This window comes from Hahella sp. NS-SX17, assembly GCF_057367735.1.
Window position 1 is genome coordinate 2,183,150 of the sequence record NZ_CM170632.1, and the last position, 21,298, is coordinate 2,204,447.

Consider the following 21,298-nt stretch of genomic DNA (forward strand, 5'->3'; position numbering starts at 1 on the left):
CGATAGAGTGTGTCGAGTATGGTATCCGTAAACGATAAAGAACTAGATCAATTGCTGAATGAGCACTTTGCGGGTCGTGTTGTTCGCAAGGATCTCACGAAGGTCATTAAAGAGGGGGCCAATGTCCCGGTCTATGTGCTCGAGTACCTGCTTGGCATGTACTGCGCCTCTGATGATCCAGAGATCATCGAGCAGGGGCTGAAAAACGTCAAAACAGTATTGGCTGAGAATTACGTCCGACCGGATGAAGCCGAAAAGGTTAAGTCGCTGGTGAAGGAGCGCGGTACGTATAAGGTTATCGACCGGGTAACAGTGAGGTTGAATGAGCGTAGGGATAAGTATGAAGCCTCCTTCAGCAACTTGGGAATTAAAGATGCTGAAATATCCTCTGGTATCGTCAGGGAGTATGAAAAGCTACTGGTGGGGGGGATTTGGGTCATTGCCACTTTGAGCTATTACCACGAAGAGGGGCAGACCGGTTCTCCGTTCGGGGTAACGCTGCTCAAGCCAATCCAGATGCCGAACATGAATATGGACGAACTCTTCCAGGGGCGAGCGGCTTTAACAACGGACCAGTGGCGCGAGTGTTTGATTCGGTCGGTCGGCATGGAGCCTGCGTCATTGAATATCGATGTGCAGAGGCACATTCTGGCCCGGATGATTCCTTTCGTTGAAAACAACTACAACGTCTGTGAGTTGGGTCCACGTGGGACAGGTAAAAGCCATATTTACAAAGAATGCTCCCCAAACAGCATCCTTGTTTCCGGTGGTCAGACTACCGTGGCCAACCTTTTTTACAACATGAGTTCACGTCGGATTGGTTTGGTCGGGCTTTGGGACCTGGTTGCCTTCGATGAGGTAGCGGGTATCTCCTTCAAGGACAAAGATGGTGTCCAGATCATGAAAGACTATATGGCTTCTGGCTCCTTTGCCCGTGGTCGTGAACAGATGGAGGCCTCTGCCTCTATGGTGTTTGTGGGCAACATCAACCAGAGCGTTGAGTCCTTGGTGAAAACTAGTCATCTACTGGCGCCATTTCCAGAAGCTATGATCGACTCTGCATTCTTTGACCGCTTCCATGCCTATATTCCAGGTTGGGAGATCCCAAAGATGCGTCCAGAGTATTTCACCAATCGCTACGGTTTGATTGTCGACTACTTGGCCGAGTTCTATCGGGAAATGCGTAAGCGCAGCTTCGCTGATGCCATCGAGAAATATTTCAAGCTCGGGAACAATCTGAATCAGCGTGACGTGATCGCGGTACGCAAGACTGTTTCCGGGCTACTTAAACTGCTATTCCCGCATGGACAGTTTGAGAAAGAGGATGTCCGTCAGTGCCTGGAGTACGCCCTTCAGGTACGACGCCGGGTTAAGGAGCAGCTCAAGAAGATTGGTGGCATGGAGTTCTACGATGTTCATTTCAGCTACATCGACAATGAGTCGCTGGAAGAACACTTTGTCTCAGTCAAAGAGCAGGGTGGGGGAGGCCTGATCCCGGAAGGCCCTGGTAAGCCTGGAGTTCTTCATACGATTGGTCTCAGCAATAAAGGGATGCCTGGGTTATATAGACTGGAGCTTCAGGTTACGAAAGGTTCCGGCAAGCTGGCCACATCTGGTCTATGGAACTCCAGTGCAGCCAAAGAGCAGGTGAAGATTGCCTTCGATTACTTCAAGGCGAACGCATCCAGAATCAGCGGTGGTAGCAAAGTAGGTGAACATGATTTCCATTTGCATGCCGTCGAACTTCAGAACACTGGGCCATTTAGCCACTTGGCGCTCTCCAGTCTCGTTGCCTTTGCGTCAGGCCTCCTTGGTAAGCCTTCCCAGAACCAGATGGTGGTGTTGGGGGATATGAGTCTGGGCGGCTCCGTTACTCCGGTGGAGAGCCTTGCTGAGTGCTTGCAAGTCGCTTTTGACGCTGGCGCCAAGAAGGTTGCTTTGCCAATGAGTAGTGCAGTAGACATTCCGACGATACCGGCTGAGCTGTTCACCAAATTCCAAACCAGCTTCTATGCCGATCCAGTGGATGCTGTGTTCAAGGCGCTTGGGGTGGATTAACGCCAAAAGTCAAAATGAAACCTGGGGTGGAAGGGCGTTCTCTCCCACATCGAGTGAGGTGCTGGCTTGGGAAAAGGTATACCCTTGATCAAGCAACAGATCGGCGGCTTCTAGTTTGAACTCTGGTGAAAAGGAACGTTGGTTGCTGGTCATTGAACACCTCTCTATATGGTGGCGATCGTACCACCTGACTCGGTGTCTGAGATAATTAGACCACTACACAACGTGCTGGTTCATCAAATTGAGCCGCAGATCTACGAGAGACATCACTTGGCAGACAGGCAACAGCTTGAAGAGCTTTCTGAGAAGCAGTTAAGACTTCTCTTAGGGATGTCGCCGGGCGGGCTGCTGGATCAGCAAACGCATAGAAGGTTTTGCCATCACGCCTTGCCCAGTAGATGAGGCCTGATTTGTGGGAAAACACCAACAATTGGCGCTAGAATAAAGTAAAGGCCTCTCTGTCATTCACGAAGATCAGGTAATAAAGCGCTACTCAGACTAAAACCATGACAAAGTTATTTTTATCTTTTTGGCATGTTCAGCTGGACAATTTCCCTGAAGGAGCCTTCTCACGGCGGTCACTAAAGAGTGCAGAAGCGCGGGAGTTGATATTGCAAGCCCAAAGCGAAGGCCTGTTTCAGGGGGCTTGCGCTGATGACCTATTCGCACCCTACAAGGAAACAGAGAGGAAGAAGCATGACGAGTTGCGTCGAGCGTTGCAGGAAGATTACGACATTCCCCTCTCCGCCAGTGACTTTTCTATGAAGGGAGAGGACTATGTGATCGTGTATCCCCTTGATCTCGTGACAGTATCGAATGATAGTAGCCTGATGGTCGTCACTTGTGGTTATACGTTTAGTAATTTCGACGATACAAACATGTTCAGTATCGCTGCAGATAGTGTAAATTTCTGCTTATTTGGGGCTATCCCAGTTCAGCACTAGTTCCCAAGCGGATCAAGGATGAGGCGTGAGTATCGGTATTCGACAATTTCACTTGTTTCAACTATCTCAATCATCATCAATCAATCCCCATCTTCAAGCGGTCGTATGGCCCTCAACACTTTGTAAACCGGCCCGATGCCAATTCGGCGATATTGTCCAATAGCTTCGGGAGCATGGAATGGCGGAGCATTTGCCATGGGTTTACGTGCTTCTCAATGTAAAGGCGAGTGATTTTGAGTATACGTACTGGCCCCTTTTTACTAGAACTAGTGTTGCTGTGGGAGAGTGTCCACAACCCAGACTTTAATTATGATGAATTTGCCATAATTAAAGTCCAAGCGAGGCTCAACAGCAATTAAACCGGCGTGACAATGTATCGACCACATTTTTGTGTGGAGACTGAATAAGGGCTATTTTTTAGTCCTTTATAAGTCCGAGGATCAAGCCATGCGCTACTCATCTCAGGTCAAACCCATCAGCTATCTGAAGGCCAACGCCGCCGAAGTGTTGAGAAACCTGGCCGAGCAACGCGAACCCTTGGTTATTACTCAGAACGGTTAAGCCAAAGCCGTTCTACAAGATATCGCGTCTTTCGAAGAAACTCAGGAGTCACTGGCGCTTGGGAATTTTGATGTGGAAGCTGGACGGGTCAAGCCTTTAGATAATGTGGCGGCGCGTCTGCGCTCAAAGCGGAAAGCAGACTGAATCGCCCTAAAATTGTGGGTAGGATCAAGATATTGGTGGGAGGACATCTTCAGAGTCTAATAGCTAGTTAACAACTTTATTACTCTCTGACAAACACCCAGAGGGACGGAGTTCGGCGTTACGGTCGATCAGCTTTGTCAGGATCCGGCCCAGTGGCGAGAATGGCTGGTGCAAAATGAAAGTCGGTTTGATCCGTCTTTGCGATATCGAGGGGGACAATCATATAGTGCGCAAGCCGTTTGGAGCGGGCTCTGCCATCGTCGAACGCCCCCTCAGGTGCGACAGTGGTTGATGGATGAACTTGGCATTGCGTCATAAGCTCAATATCAATGACCCCGTGTTACGGCAATCGAAACAGCTACGCGATCTATCCGGGTGAGTGAGCAATCAGTCGCCCCCACATGGGCGTGAATATATAACCAACAGGAAACCTGCAATGCCTTCTTATTACCTTCCCATCGCGATCAAAAATACCGGGATGTCGCTGGAGGATTTCGTTCCGAAGCTCCTCAAGGAAGAGCCCAAGCTACGGAACTATACATACACGTGTACGCTATTTCGTCGCTTGGCGGCGGGAGAACTACTGATTACCGATAGCCCCAAGCCTTTCTACAAGCAACTCTGCCATAGTGCAAACGCCTTTATCTACTTCCTTGAGAGGGCTCCAGAAGAGGAGCAAGCCGTCTCTTTAGCCTTGCCCTTTTTCGATGCGATCGCCTGTGGTTATGAAGAGGGCGCCCGAAGGATTGCGGAATTGAGTACGAATAAGTTCAATCCGAAGAAAGAGTATGAGGAAGAGTTTCTCTACACTCGCATATTGATGGAGCACTTCTACCTGCAGACTGACCCGAAACGGATTGAGGAAAGGCTGGAGGAGTTTTCTGGATATAGCGATGATAACTACGACCCCCATTATACACTCTGTCAGGCGCTGTTGGATAAAGATCAGGACGCTTTCGATGAGGCATTGAAGGAGTGTATTCAAAAGCGGCTGGACGATATAGAGAGGATTGACGCCGACAGCATGGATTACCATGTGGCTGCTAAAGCTGCAACAACAGCTCATGTCTCCACTGAAGTTCTAGCGTGGCTCATCCTGGCTGAGCGGCAGGGGCTGGCGACTTCGGAAGAAGTCAGTCTGGCTCCGTCTACCGCCAGACTTCTTCGCATGGCGGAACTGCCTCAGAAAGATGAATGGAAAGTCGTCCCCAGTTACCGGTCGCTGACCTGATAGCGCAGCACAGCACAGAGAAGGTTTTAATGATTCAGAATCACGGTCAGCATACTCCACTCTGGATCACTGGCCTGGGAATGATGTCCAGTGTGGGTTATGGCGTAAAGAACAGTTGCGCCTCGGTGCGCTGCGGAATTTCCAGGTTTGGTTCCGTGTCAGGTATTACCACCTATGACCCAGATGAGATGAGTGCGCCTATTCCGGGAACGCCGGCGCATACCCTAACGCAGGGGTATGTCCAAAATGCGGCATGGTTGAGATTGGCGCGTATCGCGATGAAAGACCTGATCGCCTATGCAAAGCTGCCAACCAGGGATCACGCATTTTGGCGGCAAACGGCGCTTATTTGGATTCTTCCCGAAATGACTTATGAGCGATTTCATTGGCCAGCGGATCTGGTAGACGCCCTCTTGCGGGAATACTGCCTGAAGCCGCTGAGTGAAAGCCTGGATCTACCTCTGTCTACGCCTTCGCAAGGGTTTGTTCGAATTGGCCATACAGGGGCGGCGCATGCAATGAGGATTATTCAGCGTTCCCTGGAAGCCAGCCCTTATGAACGCGCCATTCTGTTGGGCGTTGACTCTTCCTGGAGTATCTGTGCGTGTCGCAGCTGGATGAAGAGGCGCGTCTGTTGACGGCGGAAAATGCGGCCGGCATGATCCCTGGGGAAGCGGCTGCCTGCGTGTTGGTTGAAACCAATCGAAGCGTTCAAGCGCGCGCAAGTTCGCCTGAATCAAAAATCATTGGTGCGTCGTTTAAACCGTTCCCGAATAAGCTTCAGCCTGAAAGCGAACAAGCGAACAAGCGAACAAGCGAACAAGCGAACAAGCGAACAAGCGAACAAGCGAACAAATCAGAAGAAGAGGCGACGCCTAACGCTTGGCGTATGACCAACGCTGGCGTCTCGTCTTTCCATGGCGATGTCGTTATCGACGTTAACGGGGAAAACTCGCGCTCTATGGCTTGGGGAACGGCAACGTCGTGGCTGGCGGGTCCTTCCAGATAAGGAATGGCCCAAGCCTACGTCATCAGCCAGAGAATGCTAGAGGCGCTACAGGCCATGAATCCTGCCCCCGTGAATCTGGTGGTGGAGAAAATAGAGATACATGAGGATATTAGCTGAAGGCGAATTGGTCTTGGTCTCCAGTCATAAAGGGTGTTTTAGTGGCCTTTAAGAGAAGTTGATTCATAGTCTTATTTATCTTCTGATGCTAGTTAATTTGGTGATATCGCAATGAGGTAATTATGGATTGGTATGAATTAAAAATTTCGACTCGCTCAGATCCTGACTTGGCGTTTTTTCGTAAGCCTTTTCCTGAAGAAGTGAAGCCTTGGCGGTATAAGCTGGTATTTGGGAGGGGGCGAATTAGTGAGCATCTAACCAAAGAGCCTAATGTCTACATGGAGCATGGAGAGCCTGGTAAGGTTTTGGCTGATGTAGTTGGCAATACTCACTCTGTATTGATGGTGAGTAAGCGTTATCAAGAGGTGATGGCGGGGCTCAAAATGGGGGAAATTGAATATCTGCAGGTGTGGATTCACAACCACAAAAGGCGTTTGGTAAGTAAAGACTACTACCTGGTTAATCCGCTTGGAAGTTGGGATGTGCTTGACTACGAATCTTCCGAGGTTCGCTATTACAATGACGAAGTTTTGGCAATTGATCGATTGATTTTTGATGCGCGGAAGGCGGTAGCTGCACCTGATTTATTCCGTCTAAAAGAAGAGCCTGGCCGGTATTTTGCAAGCTCGAATTTGATGTATTATTTATCTCAGCTAAAACCGTCGATGACGAATACCTTTATATCTAAAGTGACGTCTATTTATAAGGATGAGGCAAGAGAGTTAATAGGTAAAACCTGATTCGAGATGCTTGGATAGTGAGGGCGGACCTCCTGTAGCACTCCGTACTTTATAAACCAGCTCAACCGTAGTTGGTGATATGGCCTTGAATCGCTCCGGTATTGGGTGATGCAGTTTTCGTATTCGACCGGAGGTGCATCTCCTAGCGTCCGCAACAATCGTCGATTGTTGCGGTCGATCTCTTAACATTATCGAAGTTATTTTGTCAGCGTAGTCTCGATAAATAATCTATTCCAGCGCCACTTCTCGTTAACAAAGCTTTGCCACGTACCATGAAACTCCACAGTCGGGTTTGGCGATTGTATTGCTGACGGACAATAATCGATTTTATATATAGGAGCAGTTTCTGGCCACGTACGAACATGTGCCTAGTATTGGTCATATCCACATCTTGATGTTGCTTTCAAGCTTTCTCTCCAATTTTGTTGGCACACTGTGGACGAGCTTTATTAGTCAGGTAATGGGAATGATCTTGTGATAGCTTTGGTAGGGAAGGCACGATGCTTTTTCTGAGGGGGGCAGTGAATCCGGCAGGCCAGAGTTGGTCAGGTTCGTAAAAGGGAGTTACCTATATCTGTTCCTTCGTGCGATAGTAATCTTTTAACGTCAAACTAGTCATGTCAGAATGGAGATAGTCGTTGGTTCGCTAGAGGCCTATTAGTATTGGACAGATGCACATCATGCCAGTCACATTGGGATCGGGGATATTTTACGCTAGACTGCGTCGAGTGTGGTGGGTTTGCCATGACAAGATCTTGTCCACACTGCCAAGGCAAATGCGGTGCGATTTGGTATCGGCAGGTGTCTATGTCTAATGCTTACAAACGGGCCTTTTATAAAGGCGGATGCATGTTCCAATCACAATGCAGATCCAGTGAGCAGTAATCAGGTAGCTGCTAATTTTGAACTTGTTATTGCGATCTGTGCTGGCATGACAGTCAATAAGCAGACCGACTCGTTCCATTCGTGTTTCGCTTTGCCAGAGCCGTTGTTATCGCTACTGTCTATAAACTTGTTTCAAATCGGTTGTACCTTTGGTTTGAATCCAAGGCTGCAGCTTTTTAGAGGGTAATGTGGCCATTAGACCACAGGCGAATATTGTGCTTGATATCATGGGGCTGGCGTTGTGGCCAAGAGTAAAGCCAAAGGATGGTCTTTTCATGGTGATCGAAGAGCTAGCACCTGTCGGTCAAGTGCGCTGAGCTGTTGGCTGAGGGGCTCGGTTGGCTGCACAGGAGACTGCTACGACAACGCTCTTGCGGAAACTATTAACGGCTTGCACAAGCGTCTTTCACTTGGGGTGAGATATGCAAGAGTCATTGATATATTCAATCGGCCGGACATGTGCATTCCTTCGAGCAAGAAAACCTATCTATACACCTTCATGATCCTGCCCACAAAGATTAGACACGCCATTAAGCGACTTTCGATGCTTCATAACTCTCTGGGCTGAGATACCCATTTGCGCTGTGAAGGCGGGTTCGATTGTAATCCACTTCGATATACTCAAACACGGCTTCACGCATTTCTTGTCGGGTTGCGTACCGCTCTCCGTGAATCGCTTCTACTTTCAGGGAGTGAAAGAAGCTTTCCACACAGGCATTGTCATAGCAATTGCCTTTACCGCTCATGCTGCAACGAAGCCCGTGCGCCTGAATCAGCGTCTGATAGGCTTCTGAGCAATATTGGGAACCTCGATCTGAATGGACGATCACCCCTTTGGGCTGACGCCGGCGCCACAACGCCATCCGCAAGGCGTCGCAGACCAGCTCCGATTTCATTTGCGTACTCATCGCCCAACCTATGACTTTACGGCTGAACAGGTCCAGCACGACGGCTAGATACAGCCAACCTTCTTCCGTCCACAAATAGGTGATGTCACCCGCCCATTTTTGATTTATCTCCGTTGCATTAAAGTCCTGCTGAAGAAGTTTTTCCGCTACAGGCAGGCTATGCCTAGAGTGAGTGGTGGCCTTAAACTTTCTGGCCGCCTTCGCTCTCAAGCCCAAGCGTTGCATGCTCCTGGCCACCGTTTTACGGTTAGCCTGAACTCCCTGTTGCGCCAGGTCTTTGGTCAGCCGGGGCGCCCCATTACGCTTTTTGGCTTTATCAAAGGCGGCTCTAACAACTATTGAGTGCGCTATTCTAAAATCATTGTGAAGCATCAAAAGGCGTTGGGCCGTGAACCCAATCTTTGAGAGGATGCTTTTAAAGCGCTAATTATTACACCCATCTCTTGCTGGGGATCTAAGCCTAAGGCTTGGCAGATTTCAACAAACTCAAAGATGTCTAGTTTGCGGCTGCCATCTTCGATTTTTCCCAAAATGCTATGCGACACCCCAAGCTTTTCAGCTAGTGTACGAATGTTCATTCCAGAGTTCTTGCGTCTGTTTTTTAACCAGTTTCGCAAAGTCTCATAGGCAATTGAGTTTCTAGATTGGCGCATTGTCTCATTATTAGAGACATAGTAGACTGTCTCGAAATTCGAGACATTGAAGAAGTGCTTGTATTAAGCGTCATGAGAAAGCTTATCTAAGGTAGTTATGAATCAGTCCCAAATAAAGATCGACGTCGATATCGCTGATGTCTTGTGTGACCCTGGTTTTGATCGGTTTACAGTCACGGAGTTGCGTAACGCTTATTGGGAAAAATCGAGCGTATTGAATTTATCAAAAATAGAAGCCCGTCGTACTGTGTATCGTCAGATACTGCGTCTTTTGAAGCATGGCCTGTTAGAAAAGATTTCTTCTTCTGAAAACTGTCGTGAGCATCGTTATCAGAAAACGGAGCATTTTCGTGAACTCGCAATTGAGAAAAAAGTTCCGCTTTCTGTCAACATTACTGATAGTCAGGACTATGCAGAATCAACTTCCTCTTCTGCTAATGATAGTTTGAAGCAACAGCTACTCGACAGGTTACAAGGCTACCGCGTGGACTTATTAACAAGTCTTGGGGAGTCGGAAGAATATGAAGCCCTTTATGAGGCTTTTCCAGAGTTAAAGTCCGAGTTACAAAGCCGGTACGATAGCGTACGTGATCAGAGTTCAAGGATTTTAGGAAAGGTAAAAGCGCTTGAGGCGCTTTTAGCCGTTTCCTGATAAGTCATTACCATCCATGAATTTACGTCATTGGCAGCGTGACTGTCTCGAGCATGCGATTGAGCACTATCGATCTCACCGGCATTATCTGTGTCTCGCTACACCTGGGGCGGGTAAAACCGTACTAGCAACTGAAGTCGCAAACCATATGGTTATGGCAGGTATGGTTGACTATGTTCTTTGCTTCTCTCCGTCTGTTGTGGTTGCGCTTGATTTCCGAGAGGCTTTGGAAAACCGTTTGAGCGCCAGATTTGATGGCCAAATAGGGTCTCGGGGTTGGTCAATGACTTATCAAGCCATGCTAACTATAAGCCCTCAACTATGGAAGATCATTGAGGACTACCGTGTACTCGTGATCTTCGACGAAATTCATCACTGCGCCGGAAGTGAAATGAATAATGCCAATGCTTGGGGAGCGACCATATTACAGCGTATCAGGGGCCGGGCTTCTTATACGTTATCATTAACAGGAACTCCTTGGCGCTCTGATCAGCTCCCAATTGTTTTGTCGCGGTACTCAGATGAAAGCTTTCAAATTCGGTGCGACTACACCTACGGAATGCTATCTGCAGTTGATGATGGGGTTTGTCGTTTGCCTCAAATTATTGTGGTAGATAACGACTGCATTAAGTGGATGCCTGAAAAAGGGCCTTCTAAAGTTTTTACTAACATAGAGGAGCTTCTTGCCCACTCCAGCTATTCATACCATCAGCTGATTGAACATCCTTCCGTTTTGGAAGGTTTACTAGGGCTTGCCCAAGAGAAGCTGTTGCAGCTCCGTAAAGTTAACCCCCGTGCTGGAGGGCTCGTTGTCGCTTCTTCGGTATCCCATGCTGAATGTGTCAGGGATTATCTTCAGTTGAAAACAGGGCAGCCAGTGGTTCTGGTAACTTATCAGGAATCCGAGTCCGCTTCACTTATTACCCAGTATAAGAACGGAGATATACCCTGGATTGTGTCCGTTGGAATGATCAGTGAGGGAACGAATATTCCACGGTTACAGGTATGTTGTCACTTAACTCGCATAAAAACGGAGCTGCATTATCGACAAATTTTAGGGCGAGTCTTACGTAGGGAAAATTCGCGGGACTTAAAAGGTTATCTATTCATGCTTGCTGAGCCAACTTTAGTTAGCTATGCAAAACGAATAGCTGAGGACCTGCCTGAAGTAACAGTGGTTCACAAACGAAAGCAAATAGTAGAACCAGTTTTTTTGGATGAAAGCCCACAAGGGCAGGAGTTGGGAGAGCCAGTTGTTGGTAATAATCCTGCCCCAACAGCCCTAGGGGAGCTGATGGCGGGTAGTCTGACTTCTGCTAGTGAACCGAGTCTCCAGAGCGGCTACCACCAGAGTCTGGGGGTGTATGGGCGGTATCGAAGTGAGGTTATAAGCCTTCTACAAAACTATTTGAACTGAATGATTTAGATAGATGTTCGGCGACAATTATCTTGGACTGTTGTACGGCAAACGATTTTGGACAGGCTATGCAGGCTTTATACAAGCTACGCGAAGTCCTAAGTCATAGAGTATGAGGTATCAGGTAATGAGTCACCCTTGGTTTGTTGGTTGTTCCACATTGGTGTGTGGCGGAGAACGTGACGACTAGAAGTGATTTGTGGTGTTCCTGAAACTGCGCAGAAGAACTCTGTTGGAGCAGGCTTTTCGTAAGTGTTTATAAAAACCGCCGGCTCTCGTCTCTATGGCTTTACTCATGAAGGGAATAACTATGAAAGTACGCTCTTATAAAACCCAGGCTGGACTACCCCTGCAGCTGTTTCTTTCCTCCTTGCTATTCGCAGGTCATTCCGCAGCGGATAAACTCACTAATGAACCCATCCCACCAGGAGAAGGGTTTTATAAAGATGTTCTGATAAATGCTGGCCCTGGTGTAAGTGCGCCTCCAGTCCGGCACTTTGATTCTCTGGGCTTATCCTATGAGCAATTGAGCTATAAAGCCTACCATGAAGAGGATAAGGAAGAGTTTAAACAAAAGTTTATCGGATCAAATATTGATCTTAATGGCCGTTTATTGTACCCAGATGGGGCTCCTCGATATCGAATGCTGAGTATTGGGATGGCTTCTTTTTTGGCTGGCAATTCAGGTAATGGAGGCGGTGGATATCATTCACAAGTTCTACATACTAATTTCAGCCCACTTCGCCGCTCAGGCGCGCAGCATATCCAGGACTTCGTAAAAAATGGGGGAGGATATGTTGGGGTTTGCGCCGGCGCCATTATTGCGGGAAGCATCCCTGGGCACTTGAGCTTGTATCCGGGGCAAACATACAAGTTGCCAGACACTAGCGCTACTGTAAACCTAAAAGACCTATTTACGGATTATCTTGGCTTTGGTGAAGTCCCGAATGTTTGGAGCAAAGGAGGTGGCTACATCATGCAGTCACCTTCAAGTCGCTACCCATATAACTATCAATACCCTGAGGGGGTAGAGATTCAGGGAAATGCAGCTGGTCATCCAGCGATTTGGTCCTGGAAAGATCCGGATAATCCCCATGGAGGAACGTTGGTTCTCAGTGGAAGACACCCTGAGCTCAGTCACGATCCAAGAGCTATAGCATTAACAGAAGCGATGTATACACTCGCGATCCGGAAAAGCTTGGATGAGAATTATGAGCCCAAAGTCCGTATCAAAGGTGAATTGGAAAATGGTCAAATCCGTTATATGCATGAAGAGACGGGCTATCATGATCCCAGTTACATAAAAATCGGCGATAAACAGTACCATCACTTCAAGTTCAGAGTGGATGACGATCGTAAAAAGTACCTGAGTATCGAATTAAACCGTGAGCAAGGCTATCGCTTTAATCTATACTTGAAGAAAGATAAGCCAGCCTTTGCCAGTAACGCAGACAAGAGCTTTATTGATGTCGGTCTCGAAGACTTGGCTTTCGATAATTTGAGTGAAGGCGAATGGTATTTAAGCGTTGAGAATGCGACTACTGTCGATACCAGTGGCGCGAATAACACAGAGTACTCTGGCGAATTAGGGGTATTGAACGGGGTTGCCTATGACCTTACTGCCACCTGGGGCGTTGAAGAGACGTGTGACAGTGGTATTGGTAATGTTAGTTTCGTGGGACCCGTTGTGCCCGGGCAGAATTTGCCGATTTCCTGGAACGCTGAATGCTTTGAGCCTGGTCGTCGTGCGACGGTCGCATTGGTCAGGGCCGATGATGAAATGCAGGTGGCCACTATATCTCGCGATGGCGGTTTGAACGATGGCCTCAATCGTTTGAATTGGAATGTCACTTATAATCAGCCTGGGCTATTCAAAGTCGGTGTCCGCGATAACCAGAACCCGAATATAATGAGTCTAAGCGAGCCGTTCGCATTTAAACAGCCGGAGATGGTTATAGCGCCCCCGGTTTCCAGTGGCGGCGAAAGACTAAGTATTATTTGGTTTTGGCGCGGGATAGACAGTCGTGTCAGTTTGGACCTGTATGTTGGCGATACTCTCATCTCTAACCTGCATTCGGGACTTGCCCAAGAGAGCGGGGCTAACTCCATTTTAGTCATGGCCAATTGGAGTTGGAATCCACAGGCGAACTATAGAGTCCGTTTTAAGACTTTGGATCTGGATGGGAACAAGGTTTTTTACAGCCCTATTTTTAAACCATCTCTTTAGCTTCTAAGTCTAACGTTAGCAAGGGGGAGGGAGGTCTAGGTTGAGACCGATGATGTTGTCCCCTCCCCAATGAAAGGCGGCAAAGTCTCAAATACCGCCTGAAATGCTGTAGCGACCGAAGGGCGTTGCTGGGTCGGGGCAGTAACAATGGAAGCTCTTCCACCTGTCAGTCAACTTGTGCTACAGACGGGTGTTTTCCTGCGCTAACGTAATTTGCTCGCTTAACGGGGCGTCTATTATTGTTGGGTAGGGTCGGGGGGTGCTACACATCAAGCACCCGAAGGACGGCTTTACACCCTGACTTTCTTCACAAGACGAGCAAACGATAATGTAAGGAGTGATGCGGGCGTTAAACCTAGGAAAACAACCCTCATATCGTCCGAAAGCCAATACAATATCGATGCAAAAACTAGTAATGCTAATATCATTAGCAATACTACAATTGAAAGAGGGAAGATACTTGCTATTTTCATGGTTTTTGCCCCCCTTTTATCTGTTGAATATTTTTATATTTACGGGGGGGCTCTGTTGCTCTGCTCAGATAAAAATATATTCTATTTTTCATAGAAGATTCCTAGGCTGGAGTGGGAAGCTCACTCCAGTGATTGAACTTGAAATCAGAATCCACTACTATATAGTTGCGTGCTGTATAGGAGTGCGCTTCCCATTCCTCTAAAATGAGAGTGGGAGTCCATTTCTCTACTGCTTAGAGGGCTGGTCTCCAGTCCTCTTTCTTCATTCTTTTTCTGGTATTGTTTGAATTAAGTCGCATAACTTATCTGCCTTCTTTTTCGTTAGCGTTAGGGGTATTCCGAGAATTTGAATAAACTGGTTGTTCCCTAGTGGAAAGTTTAGACTTATTGTATCTTCAACGTGCATGTCGGCTTTCTCTGAAGGGGGGGCTTTAGTTGCCACTTTTTTCTCCAACTCTTTATTTGGCGGGGTGGACTCATTATCTTTCTCTATCAACGAAGATGGGGTGGAGTTGTTTTTTTTGTAGGCGAAGAAGCTTCTCATAGAGCTTCTGAATCTGCTTAAATATACCTGCTTGGCCTTAGTGTTTACATTGTCGCATTGTTCGTTTGCAAACTTCTCACAGGCATCCTTAACGTTCAGTTTTCTTAGGTCTTGTAAGGCTTCAGGAGAATAAGTGCTTAGGACTCTTTTGACGGCATATCGCTGACCTTTAGCGGTGTAATGGCTTATTAATCCATTTGAAGTCGCGTAGTTTAGATAGAAGATAAAGGATTCGTAGGAATATCCGTTGTCCGTCATATAATCTCGTCCTTTGATCGTAAATCGTAAAATCCTTTAGGTTGGCCTAATTGAATGGCTGCCTAATTCAACTGTTTTTTTTGTGCGTAGTCAAGTGTGCTAAGAATTTTTTCTAACATCCCTGCATGTGAAGTGTTCGGATATATGATATATGCAGTTATACTTGATGCTAACTTGATATGTAACCGGTAGTGGTGATTCTTAAAGTTTGATAGTAAATGCGATTGAGGTTTTTTGATCTGCTTATGTTTGAGGTGCGCCTTTAGAAAGTATTCTGCACGTACTAACATACTAGGTAGAATGGAAATCTAAGTACTGCATTTCAGGGCTGGTTGGTTGTGTGCGGCGCTGGTCTGTTCAATGATTACTCCCTTCTTTTTCTGGGTCGCTTTTCCGCCAAAGCGCCATGCCCCTTTCGACGGGAATAAGGCATTGCCCCCCCCCTTAGTAGAATCAGCGCTTTATAGGTCGTTGCAATATGGAGGCTCTGGCATTGGCTTAACGTCATTACATGATAACGTTGTTTAGGTCTGCCGGCTCGCTTTTTTAGGTCTGTCGAGTTCCAATGAGAAATGCAGCTTTGCCCCCAAAAAGCTCGCAAGCATAACTAAGCTTCGAGCGGAAATGTTCCGTTTTCCTCTTTCTATATCGCTTAGATAAGGGCGTTTGAATCCGCAGGCTTTGGCAACTTCTTCTTGGGTTAAGCCTTTCTGTTTTCTTAGGTCTCTCATTTTCTGACCAAACTCGACCAGAAATTTTTCTGTATTGGTTGACATTCGATCACCTGCGCAGCATCTTACGTAATGTAACTTATAAGTTACATTTTCGACGCTAATTGGAGGGCGGTCAATGCTCACAGAGGGAGATGTGGTCGATAGGTGTCGCGCTAAGGGTGTGACTGACGAGGGAATTGAAACAGTTTTAGCTATCAGAAGCTCTCCGCCAGCTCGTAGAGTTGGCGGTCCCGGTAAGAATCTGTCGATATGCTTTAGGTTTGCAAGCCGAAAGATGGGGCTGACAATACAGGCAGAGAGCTTATCCATTGAGGCTGCAGCCCTATACTTGTGCGAGTTTTCGCCAAGTATTCATGAGTTTTATGACCAGCCTAGCGCCAAGCTTCGCTTTCCTTATCGTAATAAGTCGGGGCGTCGAACGTGGGCTAATAGCACAGCAGACTTGTTTGTTATAAGTGACGACTTTATTGGCTGGGAAGAATGGAAGAACTCCCCTGATCTGCTTAAGTTGAGTGCAGAAAAGCCAGGGCGTTTTCTCTGTGACACTCAAGGCAAAGTATTCCGGTCACCGCCGGCAGAGCGGTATGCGGCTGACATGGGGCTTGGGTTTCGAATTAGGTCTGAGTTAGACCTCTCTTACCGGTTGGTTGAAAACTTTCGCTTTTTGCTAGATTTTTTGTCCCAAGGTGTTGCGGATGAGCTCACTTCTGCTGAAATGGCCTATCTGGATGCGCGTTATGGAGGGCAGCGATGGTGTCTGTTGAAAGATTTGATAGACCAAGAGCTGCTGCCAGCTGACCGAGTTTATAATCTTGTATTGTCAAACGGGCTTTGTGTGGATCTGGAGTCAGACCGACTGAGCTTTCCAGAATTTTGCAGAGTTTTTCGTTCTGAAGAAGACATGATGATCGCCAAGAGGCTTTCAGTTTACCCGGTAAGCGGGGATCTTCAGGTTGGCGTGAAGCTAACAAGAAATGGAAAGGAGCTACATGTTGAAGAAGTTTCTGTTGATTCTGTCTCATTGATTGGAGTAGCTGGGGTAAAGGAAGTTGTCCCGCGTTTTGTGTTAGATGAGCAAATTAATCGAGGTCTAATTACCTTGCAGGGTAAGGATGCAGATCCCGTTCTAGATCAACTCAACCGAGCGGGCCGAGATGAGCTTGAGGAGGCGAACCGGCGTATAAAGGCAGTAACACGGCTCAATGCTGGAGAGGCGGTGAGTGAGGTTGCTAAGGAACTGAAGGTTTCTCGACGAACGCTTCTGGTCTGGAAAAAACGATATCTAGCAGCTCTACATGAGTTGGGTGATGGGTACGTAGGCTTGCTTCCTAATACCCGGGGGCGAGGAAATCGGGGGGGCCGCTTACCTGGTGAGCTAGAAAAACTTGTTCAAGACGTACTTGAAACACATTTTGCTGTCAAAGAAAGGCCACCCGTAACGCATGCATATGGCCAGTTGTTGTCGTTATGCGATGAAAGAAAGTTAGTGCCGCCCTCCGAGCGAACATTCTATCTGCGTGCGAACAATCGTGATCATGTCGAGACTACCCGAGCTCGTCAGGGGGATAAAGCAGCTTACCAACTAGAAAGTGGTATGAACCAGGGGCAGTCAATGCCGGTAGACTTTTCTGGGCAGTATGCAATGGATGTGATTCATACAGATCATACCGAGCTGGAACTGGAGTTGGTTTGCAGTCGCTCTGGGGCCAATTTGGGAAGGCCATGGCTGACACTGTTGATCGATTGCTTCAGCGGTATGCCGCTCGGGTATGCCGTACTTTATGATCCGCCCAGTTATCGAAGCGTCATGATCGCAATCAGAAGCATGGTGCAGCGTTTTGGGTACATGCCGAGTAATATTTGGGCCGATGGTGGGGCGGAGTTTCGTAGTGTTTACTTTGAGTCCTTGGTGGCAAAGTATGGCGGATCTATTCTGAGACGAGATGGGAAGCCTCGGCACGGGGCTATTATCGAACGATTTTTTGGTTCTGTGCAGACGCAGCTAATTCACCGCCTAAAAGGAAATACTCAGGCAACCAGCGGCAATGTTAGGGAGTTGACTAGGAAGGTCAACCCGCGACTCAATGCGATATGGACCCTCCATGAGTTCGATAAGGCATTAAGCGATTTGTTGGAGCACTTGCGCGCGCATGCTCAAAGCAGCGAACTGGAGTCGCCGTTAGAGAAGTACGCCAGAAGTGAGCGAACACTGGGGGTAAGGCGCAATCGCCAGGTTCTGTATGATCAAAAGTTTATTATTTCCACGCTTCCCACGACCCGTAAAGGCACTGCCAAGGTCAACTCTAGAACAGGCGTCCGAGTCAATCATATTGATTATTGGCATAGTTCATTTCGTGCCAGTGATGTGCGGAATAAGTGTGTTCAAGTTCGCTATGATCCATACGATATTGGGTTTGTGTATGCATACATAAGAGGGGGCTGGCAGAAATGCCAAGCTGGCAGTTATTACGATGTGTTTCGTGGACGGTCTGAGCGCGAGCTAAATGTTCTGCTTAGTGAGCATCGCCAGAGAAAAGGGCTTGCAAGAAAGCAAAGAACGTTGACTATGCGGGAGCTTGCCCGATTGTTTGACCTATTTGAGGAACGGGAAGCAACACTTTCTCAGCGTCAACAAGCCAAGGACAGTGAGCGGCTACTCATAACCGTCGAAGCCCCCTTAGAGGAGGAAAATGCTTTCAATACATCCTCCAGCGAGACAGCTGTTGAGTCTAATTCAAGGAATGAAATCAAAGTCGATTACTCGGCGCTTATCCCGGAGGATTTTTGATGATACATCCCCAGACCCGTGTTTCTGAGGAGCTATTTGTCGCCACAGCTGCGGCGAAAAAGAGCTATTTTCACCGTGGATTTGTTCTTAAGCACAGTAGTCTCGCCCGGGTATTTGAGGAGGTAAAGTTATCTCTTCAGGAGCATACAGGTAAGCATATTATTGTTGTTGCAGGGCCTACTGGCGTGGGAAAGACGACTTTGGCGAGCCGGCTTGTCGATCATGTCTACCAAGATATAGTCCCAGACTGGGCTGCTACCCCCCACTGTATTCCTGCTATTTGTGTGGAGCTTAATATGGAGGCAGGGATTGTCTTTGATTGGAAGGAGCTGTATCGGCAAGTATTGGAGGAGTTAGAAGAGCCTTTGATTGATCGGAAATGCCATGTTGAGAAAATCTCTAATGAACGTGGTGGAAGGGTATTGACGGGGAAGTCTGCAGGAGCGGCAGCGTTACGAAATCAGATGAAGAGGGCCCTAAAAGACCGTGAAACTCAAGTGATAGTGATTGATGAGCTTCAACACCTCTTTAAGCACGGTGGGAGGTCCGAGCAGCACTACGAAGTGCTTAAATCTCTGTCTTCAAAAACTGGTTGTACCATCATAGGGCTAGGAACCTATGAACTTTCCGGAATGATTGATTGGTCTGGCCAGATTAACCGGATTGCGAGTTATGTGCAGTTTCCTCAATACAAATTCGCCACACAAGAAGATCAACAAACATTTTTTAACGCTTACAATGGCTTGCTTGCGCATACGCCAATTGATTTAGACGCAAGTCTTATGCAGCCTGACCTCACTTTTTTCTATGTTGGGAGTTGTGGGTGTGTGGGAATTCTAAAGGACTGGGTATATCGAGCACTGTCTCGAGCTCTTGCAATGGCCTCTCCTGTGATGACCTTGGAGCATTTTGAGATTACGATGCTGTCCCCCAAGGCCTTGAAGCGCATTCTTGAGGAGATACGCGAAGGGGAAGAGTCCTTTAGGCAACCTGATTATGAAGAAATCAAGCAAGAGGCTCTTGGGCATGCATCAGGGAAAATGAAGGCGGGCTCAGTTCCGCAGCCGAACGCTAAAGTGAAGAAAAAGGGCGGCAAGCCGGGCTATAGGAACCCTGTTAGAGATCCTGCCTATGTATCATGAAGCGTATTTGGCTAAATGCCCAAGAACGTTATTGCGTTCCTTGAAGCCCTTGGGGAAGGAGCTTCAGAAAGAGTCTTTGACTTCCTATTGTTGGAGGCTTGCTTGGCATCACTCATTGAAGCCTGCGGTTTTATTCGGTTCTATCATTGATCCAGGGAAGTCTTCCGGCTTTCTCGTGCGCGAAGTGGCTACGTGCTTTAATTCAATGACAAGAAAGACAGCTCACTTGGCTGAGAGGGTGTCTCAGCTTGTAGGGCTTTCGATGGCGGCCGTTATGCCGATGACTTTGCTGCATTGGAGCGACGCTCTAGACCCTTCTGCGCACGGGCTGATACGGAAAACCAAGCATTGGTGTCCCCTTTGCTTTCTTGATGACAGAAAGAGTGGCCTCTTTTATGAGCGCTTAGCTTGGTCGCTTGAGGGTGTTGATGCGTGTTCTATCCATGATTGCAAGCTCAGGAAGGTCTGCCTTCATTGCTTGATGGAGCAGCCTTATGTGTCATCGAATGTCTCTCTTGGCTACTGTCACCATTGTCGTGAACCGTTAGGTGATCGCTTGGTCGATAAAGTGACACCGAGCTGGTTGGAGTCAGATAAAGGGTTTTCAGATTTGGTGTTTCAGCAAGGGTCGGTTGACGGGCTGATGTACTCCCACCGGCGGCTCATTGAGGAATTAAAGTATCTGATAGGCGTGAGAGCTGACGGTTCTTTGGTGGCGTTTGCAAAGGAGGTCGGATTTGATCGGCGCGTGATTGAAAAGTGGATAAAGGGAGAGGCGAGACCCACTGCTCGTAGCTTGATTCAACTTTTCGAGATGTACGATATTCCATTGTCAGAAGTGCTTTCGGGGCAAGAGAGCATCTATGGCCTGTGCATTAAGGGGCGGTTGCCGAATTTGAAGCGTACCCAACACAGGAAGCGTTTCGTTATTGGTCCTTATGAGCCTGCCAAGATATCAGATGGGCGCTTGGTTGCACTGGCCAGCCCAAAGCCACAGGCTCTAGACTCGGCAAAAATCATGAGAAAGGTGAAAGTCTATTTGAATGAAATTCTACAAGGAACCAGGCCTCCTCAGTCGCGCAAGGCAATAGCTATAGAGTTGGGGGTGTCGGCTGGATTTCTTGAGTTTAGTTTCGGTAAAACGGTTAGAGAAATCACTCGGCTATATCGTATCCACAACAAGCAATGCGAAATGGGGCGGCGTTCGGTGTTGGATGGGCTTATGCGTGATGCTGTGGATGATTGTATTCGTGCGGGTAGGGCGCCTTCCTGGAGGGCTGTTGTAGAAATCATGCCAGCCAAAGCTATTAAGCGCTTTTCCTTTGCGGAGCTCAGTGATTCGCGTGCTAGGGCGATTAGTGCTCATCCGCAGAAACTGGCTTGTGAGGCAATAGCTAAGCGTGAGGGGGCAAGCTGTAGTTCCGAACCATAAAGCTGCACTAATTGGCGGAAATTTCAGTGCCTTTCTGAGGGAAATGGTTGTGCTGACGTTTTATACGGAATTGGTATCTAACTGATATGGATGGAATTTTTTGAAATATGGGATGAAGCAGTTTTGTGTTTCTAATTAGGCGTGTTGTAATTCTGCAAAATAAAACTGCACATAGTGCAATCTTATGGTTCGAATAACACTTTGATGTCTTTATCCTTAAATTAAATGGTGCCGAGGAGAGGACTTGAACCTCCACGGGGTTGCCCCCACTAGCACCTGAAGCTAGCGTGTCTACCAATTTCACCACCTCGGCACTTCAGGATGGCGCGAACTTTACGCGTCACCTGGATCTTTGTCAACGCTTTTTTGGGGTTGGTTTTA

General features: G+C 47.7%; 15 protein-coding genes, 1 tRNA gene and 2 pseudogenes. 12 read left to right on the forward strand and 6 right to left on the reverse strand.

Features of this window, described 5'->3' with window-relative positions:
• The first annotated feature begins 18 nt into the window (after positions 1-18).
• The gene (gene brxL, locus AC2IBB_RS09910; protein WP_486332713.1) at positions 19-2,058 is read left to right on the forward strand and encodes a protease Lon-related BREX system protein BrxL; all 2,040 of its coding nucleotides are present in this window, start codon (positions 19-21) and stop codon (positions 2,056-2,058) included.
• A 30-nt stretch (positions 2,059-2,088) separates the two neighbouring features.
• Here brxL and AC2IBB_RS09915 read toward each other — a convergent pair.
• A pseudogene (locus AC2IBB_RS09915) lies at positions 2,089-2,211 on the reverse strand (transposase); the annotation flags it as partial.
• Between the two features lie 353 nt (positions 2,212-2,564).
• On the opposite strand from AC2IBB_RS09915, the gene AC2IBB_RS09920 reads away from it, so the two are divergent.
• The 5 genes from AC2IBB_RS09920 to AC2IBB_RS09940 all read left to right on the forward strand — a co-directional run bounded on the left by AC2IBB_RS09920 (position 2,565) and on the right by AC2IBB_RS09940 (position 6,804).
• A complete protein-coding gene (locus AC2IBB_RS09920; protein ID WP_486332714.1) occupies positions 2,565-3,002 on the forward strand; it encodes a hypothetical protein in 438 nt (145 codons plus the stop codon).
• A gap of 1,141 nt (positions 3,003-4,143) precedes the next feature.
• Entirely contained in the window at positions 4,144-4,938 is a 795-nt protein-coding gene (locus tag AC2IBB_RS09925) for an immunity 49 family protein (protein ID WP_486332715.1), read from the forward strand.
• Positions 4,939-4,967: 29 nt separating this feature from the next.
• Positions 4,968-5,576 (forward strand): hypothetical protein, encoded by a 609-nt coding sequence (locus tag AC2IBB_RS09930; protein WP_486332716.1) that lies wholly within the window; start codon positions 4,968-4,970, stop codon positions 5,574-5,576.
• Positions 5,543-5,947, forward strand: coding sequence for a hypothetical protein (locus tag AC2IBB_RS09935; protein ID WP_486332717.1), 405 nt, complete (start codon positions 5,543-5,545; stop codon positions 5,945-5,947). Before AC2IBB_RS09930 ends, AC2IBB_RS09935 begins: the two co-directional genes overlap by 34 nt.
• A gap of 239 nt (positions 5,948-6,186) precedes the next feature.
• Positions 6,187-6,804, forward strand: coding sequence for an imm11 family protein (locus AC2IBB_RS09940; protein WP_486332718.1), 618 nt, complete (start codon positions 6,187-6,189; stop codon positions 6,802-6,804).
• 1,415 nt (positions 6,805-8,219) lie between these two features.
• Here the strand turns inward: AC2IBB_RS09940 and AC2IBB_RS09945 are convergent.
• Both AC2IBB_RS09945 and AC2IBB_RS09950 read right to left on the reverse strand, forming a co-directional pair.
• Positions 8,220-8,936: pseudogene (locus AC2IBB_RS09945) on the reverse strand (IS3 family transposase); the annotation flags it as partial.
• Positions 8,937-8,968: 32 nt separating this feature from the next.
• A complete protein-coding gene (locus tag AC2IBB_RS09950) occupies positions 8,969-9,175 on the reverse strand; it encodes a helix-turn-helix domain-containing protein (protein ID WP_486332719.1) in 207 nt (68 codons plus the stop codon).
• 172 nt (positions 9,176-9,347) lie between these two features.
• Between AC2IBB_RS09950 and AC2IBB_RS09955 the strand changes: the two genes are divergently transcribed.
• The 3 genes from AC2IBB_RS09955 to AC2IBB_RS09965 all read left to right on the forward strand — a co-directional run bounded on the left by AC2IBB_RS09955 (position 9,348) and on the right by AC2IBB_RS09965 (position 13,546).
• A complete protein-coding gene (locus AC2IBB_RS09955; protein ID WP_486332720.1) occupies positions 9,348-9,902 on the forward strand; it encodes a hypothetical protein in 555 nt (184 codons plus the stop codon).
• Positions 9,903-9,918: 16 nt separating this feature from the next.
• Positions 9,919-11,319, forward strand: coding sequence for a DEAD/DEAH box helicase (locus tag AC2IBB_RS09960; RefSeq protein ID WP_486332721.1), 1,401 nt, complete (start codon positions 9,919-9,921; stop codon positions 11,317-11,319).
• 310 nt (positions 11,320-11,629) lie between these two features.
• Entirely contained in the window at positions 11,630-13,546 is a 1,917-nt protein-coding gene (locus AC2IBB_RS09965) for a hypothetical protein (RefSeq protein ID WP_486332722.1), read from the forward strand.
• Between the two features lie 735 nt (positions 13,547-14,281).
• Here AC2IBB_RS09965 and AC2IBB_RS09970 read toward each other — a convergent pair.
• Both AC2IBB_RS09970 and AC2IBB_RS09975 read right to left on the reverse strand, forming a co-directional pair.
• On the reverse strand, positions 14,282-14,821 hold the full coding sequence (locus tag AC2IBB_RS09970; RefSeq protein WP_279505124.1) for a hypothetical protein: 540 nt from the start codon (positions 14,819-14,821) through the stop codon (positions 14,282-14,284).
• 524 nt (positions 14,822-15,345) lie between these two features.
• Positions 15,346-15,597, reverse strand: a complete 252-nt coding sequence (locus AC2IBB_RS09975) for a helix-turn-helix domain-containing protein (RefSeq protein ID WP_486332723.1) — start codon at positions 15,595-15,597, stop codon at positions 15,346-15,348.
• Positions 15,598-15,670: 73 nt separating this feature from the next.
• Here AC2IBB_RS09975 and AC2IBB_RS09980 point away from each other — a divergent pair, with 73 nt between their 5' ends.
• Genes AC2IBB_RS09980 through AC2IBB_RS09990 form a run of 3 tightly spaced genes read left to right on the forward strand, consistent with a single transcriptional unit; the run spans position 15,671 to position 20,917 of the window.
• Entirely contained in the window at positions 15,671-18,343 is a 2,673-nt protein-coding gene (locus AC2IBB_RS09980; RefSeq protein WP_486332724.1) for a Mu transposase C-terminal domain-containing protein, read from the forward strand.
• Positions 18,343-19,485, forward strand: coding sequence for an ATP-binding protein (locus AC2IBB_RS09985; protein WP_486333939.1), 1,143 nt, complete (start codon positions 18,343-18,345; stop codon positions 19,483-19,485). Before AC2IBB_RS09980 ends, AC2IBB_RS09985 begins: the two co-directional genes overlap by 1 nt.
• Entirely contained in the window at positions 19,475-20,917 is a 1,443-nt protein-coding gene (locus tag AC2IBB_RS09990; RefSeq protein ID WP_486332725.1) for a TniQ family protein, read from the forward strand. The genes AC2IBB_RS09985 and AC2IBB_RS09990 overlap by 11 nt, the downstream gene beginning before the upstream one ends.
• A 226-nt stretch (positions 20,918-21,143) precedes the next feature.
• Here AC2IBB_RS09990 and AC2IBB_RS09995 read toward each other — a convergent pair.
• A tRNA-Leu gene (locus tag AC2IBB_RS09995) sits at positions 21,144-21,230 on the reverse strand.
• Positions 21,231-21,298 lie beyond the last annotated feature (68 nt).

Coding starts and splice junctions, on each gene's coding strand:
- AC2IBB_RS09920 (WP_486332714.1), top strand. CDS start 2,565: ATGACAAAGTTATTTTTATCTTTTTGGCATGTTCAGCTGGACAATTTC.
- AC2IBB_RS09970 (WP_279505124.1), bottom strand. CDS start 14,821: ATGACGGACAACGGATATTCCTACGAATCCTTTATCTTCTATCTAAAC.
- AC2IBB_RS09985 (WP_486333939.1), top strand. CDS start 18,343: ATGATACATCCCCAGACCCGTGTTTCTGAGGAGCTATTTGTCGCCACA.
- AC2IBB_RS09980 (WP_486332724.1), top strand. CDS start 15,671: ATGCTCACAGAGGGAGATGTGGTCGATAGGTGTCGCGCTAAGGGTGTG.
- AC2IBB_RS09990 (WP_486332725.1), top strand. CDS start 19,475: ATGTATCATGAAGCGTATTTGGCTAAATGCCCAAGAACGTTATTGCGT.
- AC2IBB_RS09960 (WP_486332721.1), top strand. CDS start 9,919: ATGAATTTACGTCATTGGCAGCGTGACTGTCTCGAGCATGCGATTGAG.
- AC2IBB_RS09930 (WP_486332716.1), top strand. CDS start 4,968: ATGATTCAGAATCACGGTCAGCATACTCCACTCTGGATCACTGGCCTG.
- brxL (WP_486332713.1), top strand. CDS start 19: ATGGTATCCGTAAACGATAAAGAACTAGATCAATTGCTGAATGAGCAC.
- AC2IBB_RS09965 (WP_486332722.1), top strand. CDS start 11,630: ATGAAAGTACGCTCTTATAAAACCCAGGCTGGACTACCCCTGCAGCTG.
- AC2IBB_RS09950 (WP_486332719.1), bottom strand. CDS start 9,175: ATGAACATTCGTACACTAGCTGAAAAGCTTGGGGTGTCGCATAGCATT.
- AC2IBB_RS09940 (WP_486332718.1), top strand. CDS start 6,187: ATGGATTGGTATGAATTAAAAATTTCGACTCGCTCAGATCCTGACTTG.
- AC2IBB_RS09955 (WP_486332720.1), top strand. CDS start 9,348: ATGAATCAGTCCCAAATAAAGATCGACGTCGATATCGCTGATGTCTTG.
- AC2IBB_RS09925 (WP_486332715.1), top strand. CDS start 4,144: ATGCCTTCTTATTACCTTCCCATCGCGATCAAAAATACCGGGATGTCG.
- AC2IBB_RS09975 (WP_486332723.1), bottom strand. CDS start 15,597: ATGTCAACCAATACAGAAAAATTTCTGGTCGAGTTTGGTCAGAAAATG.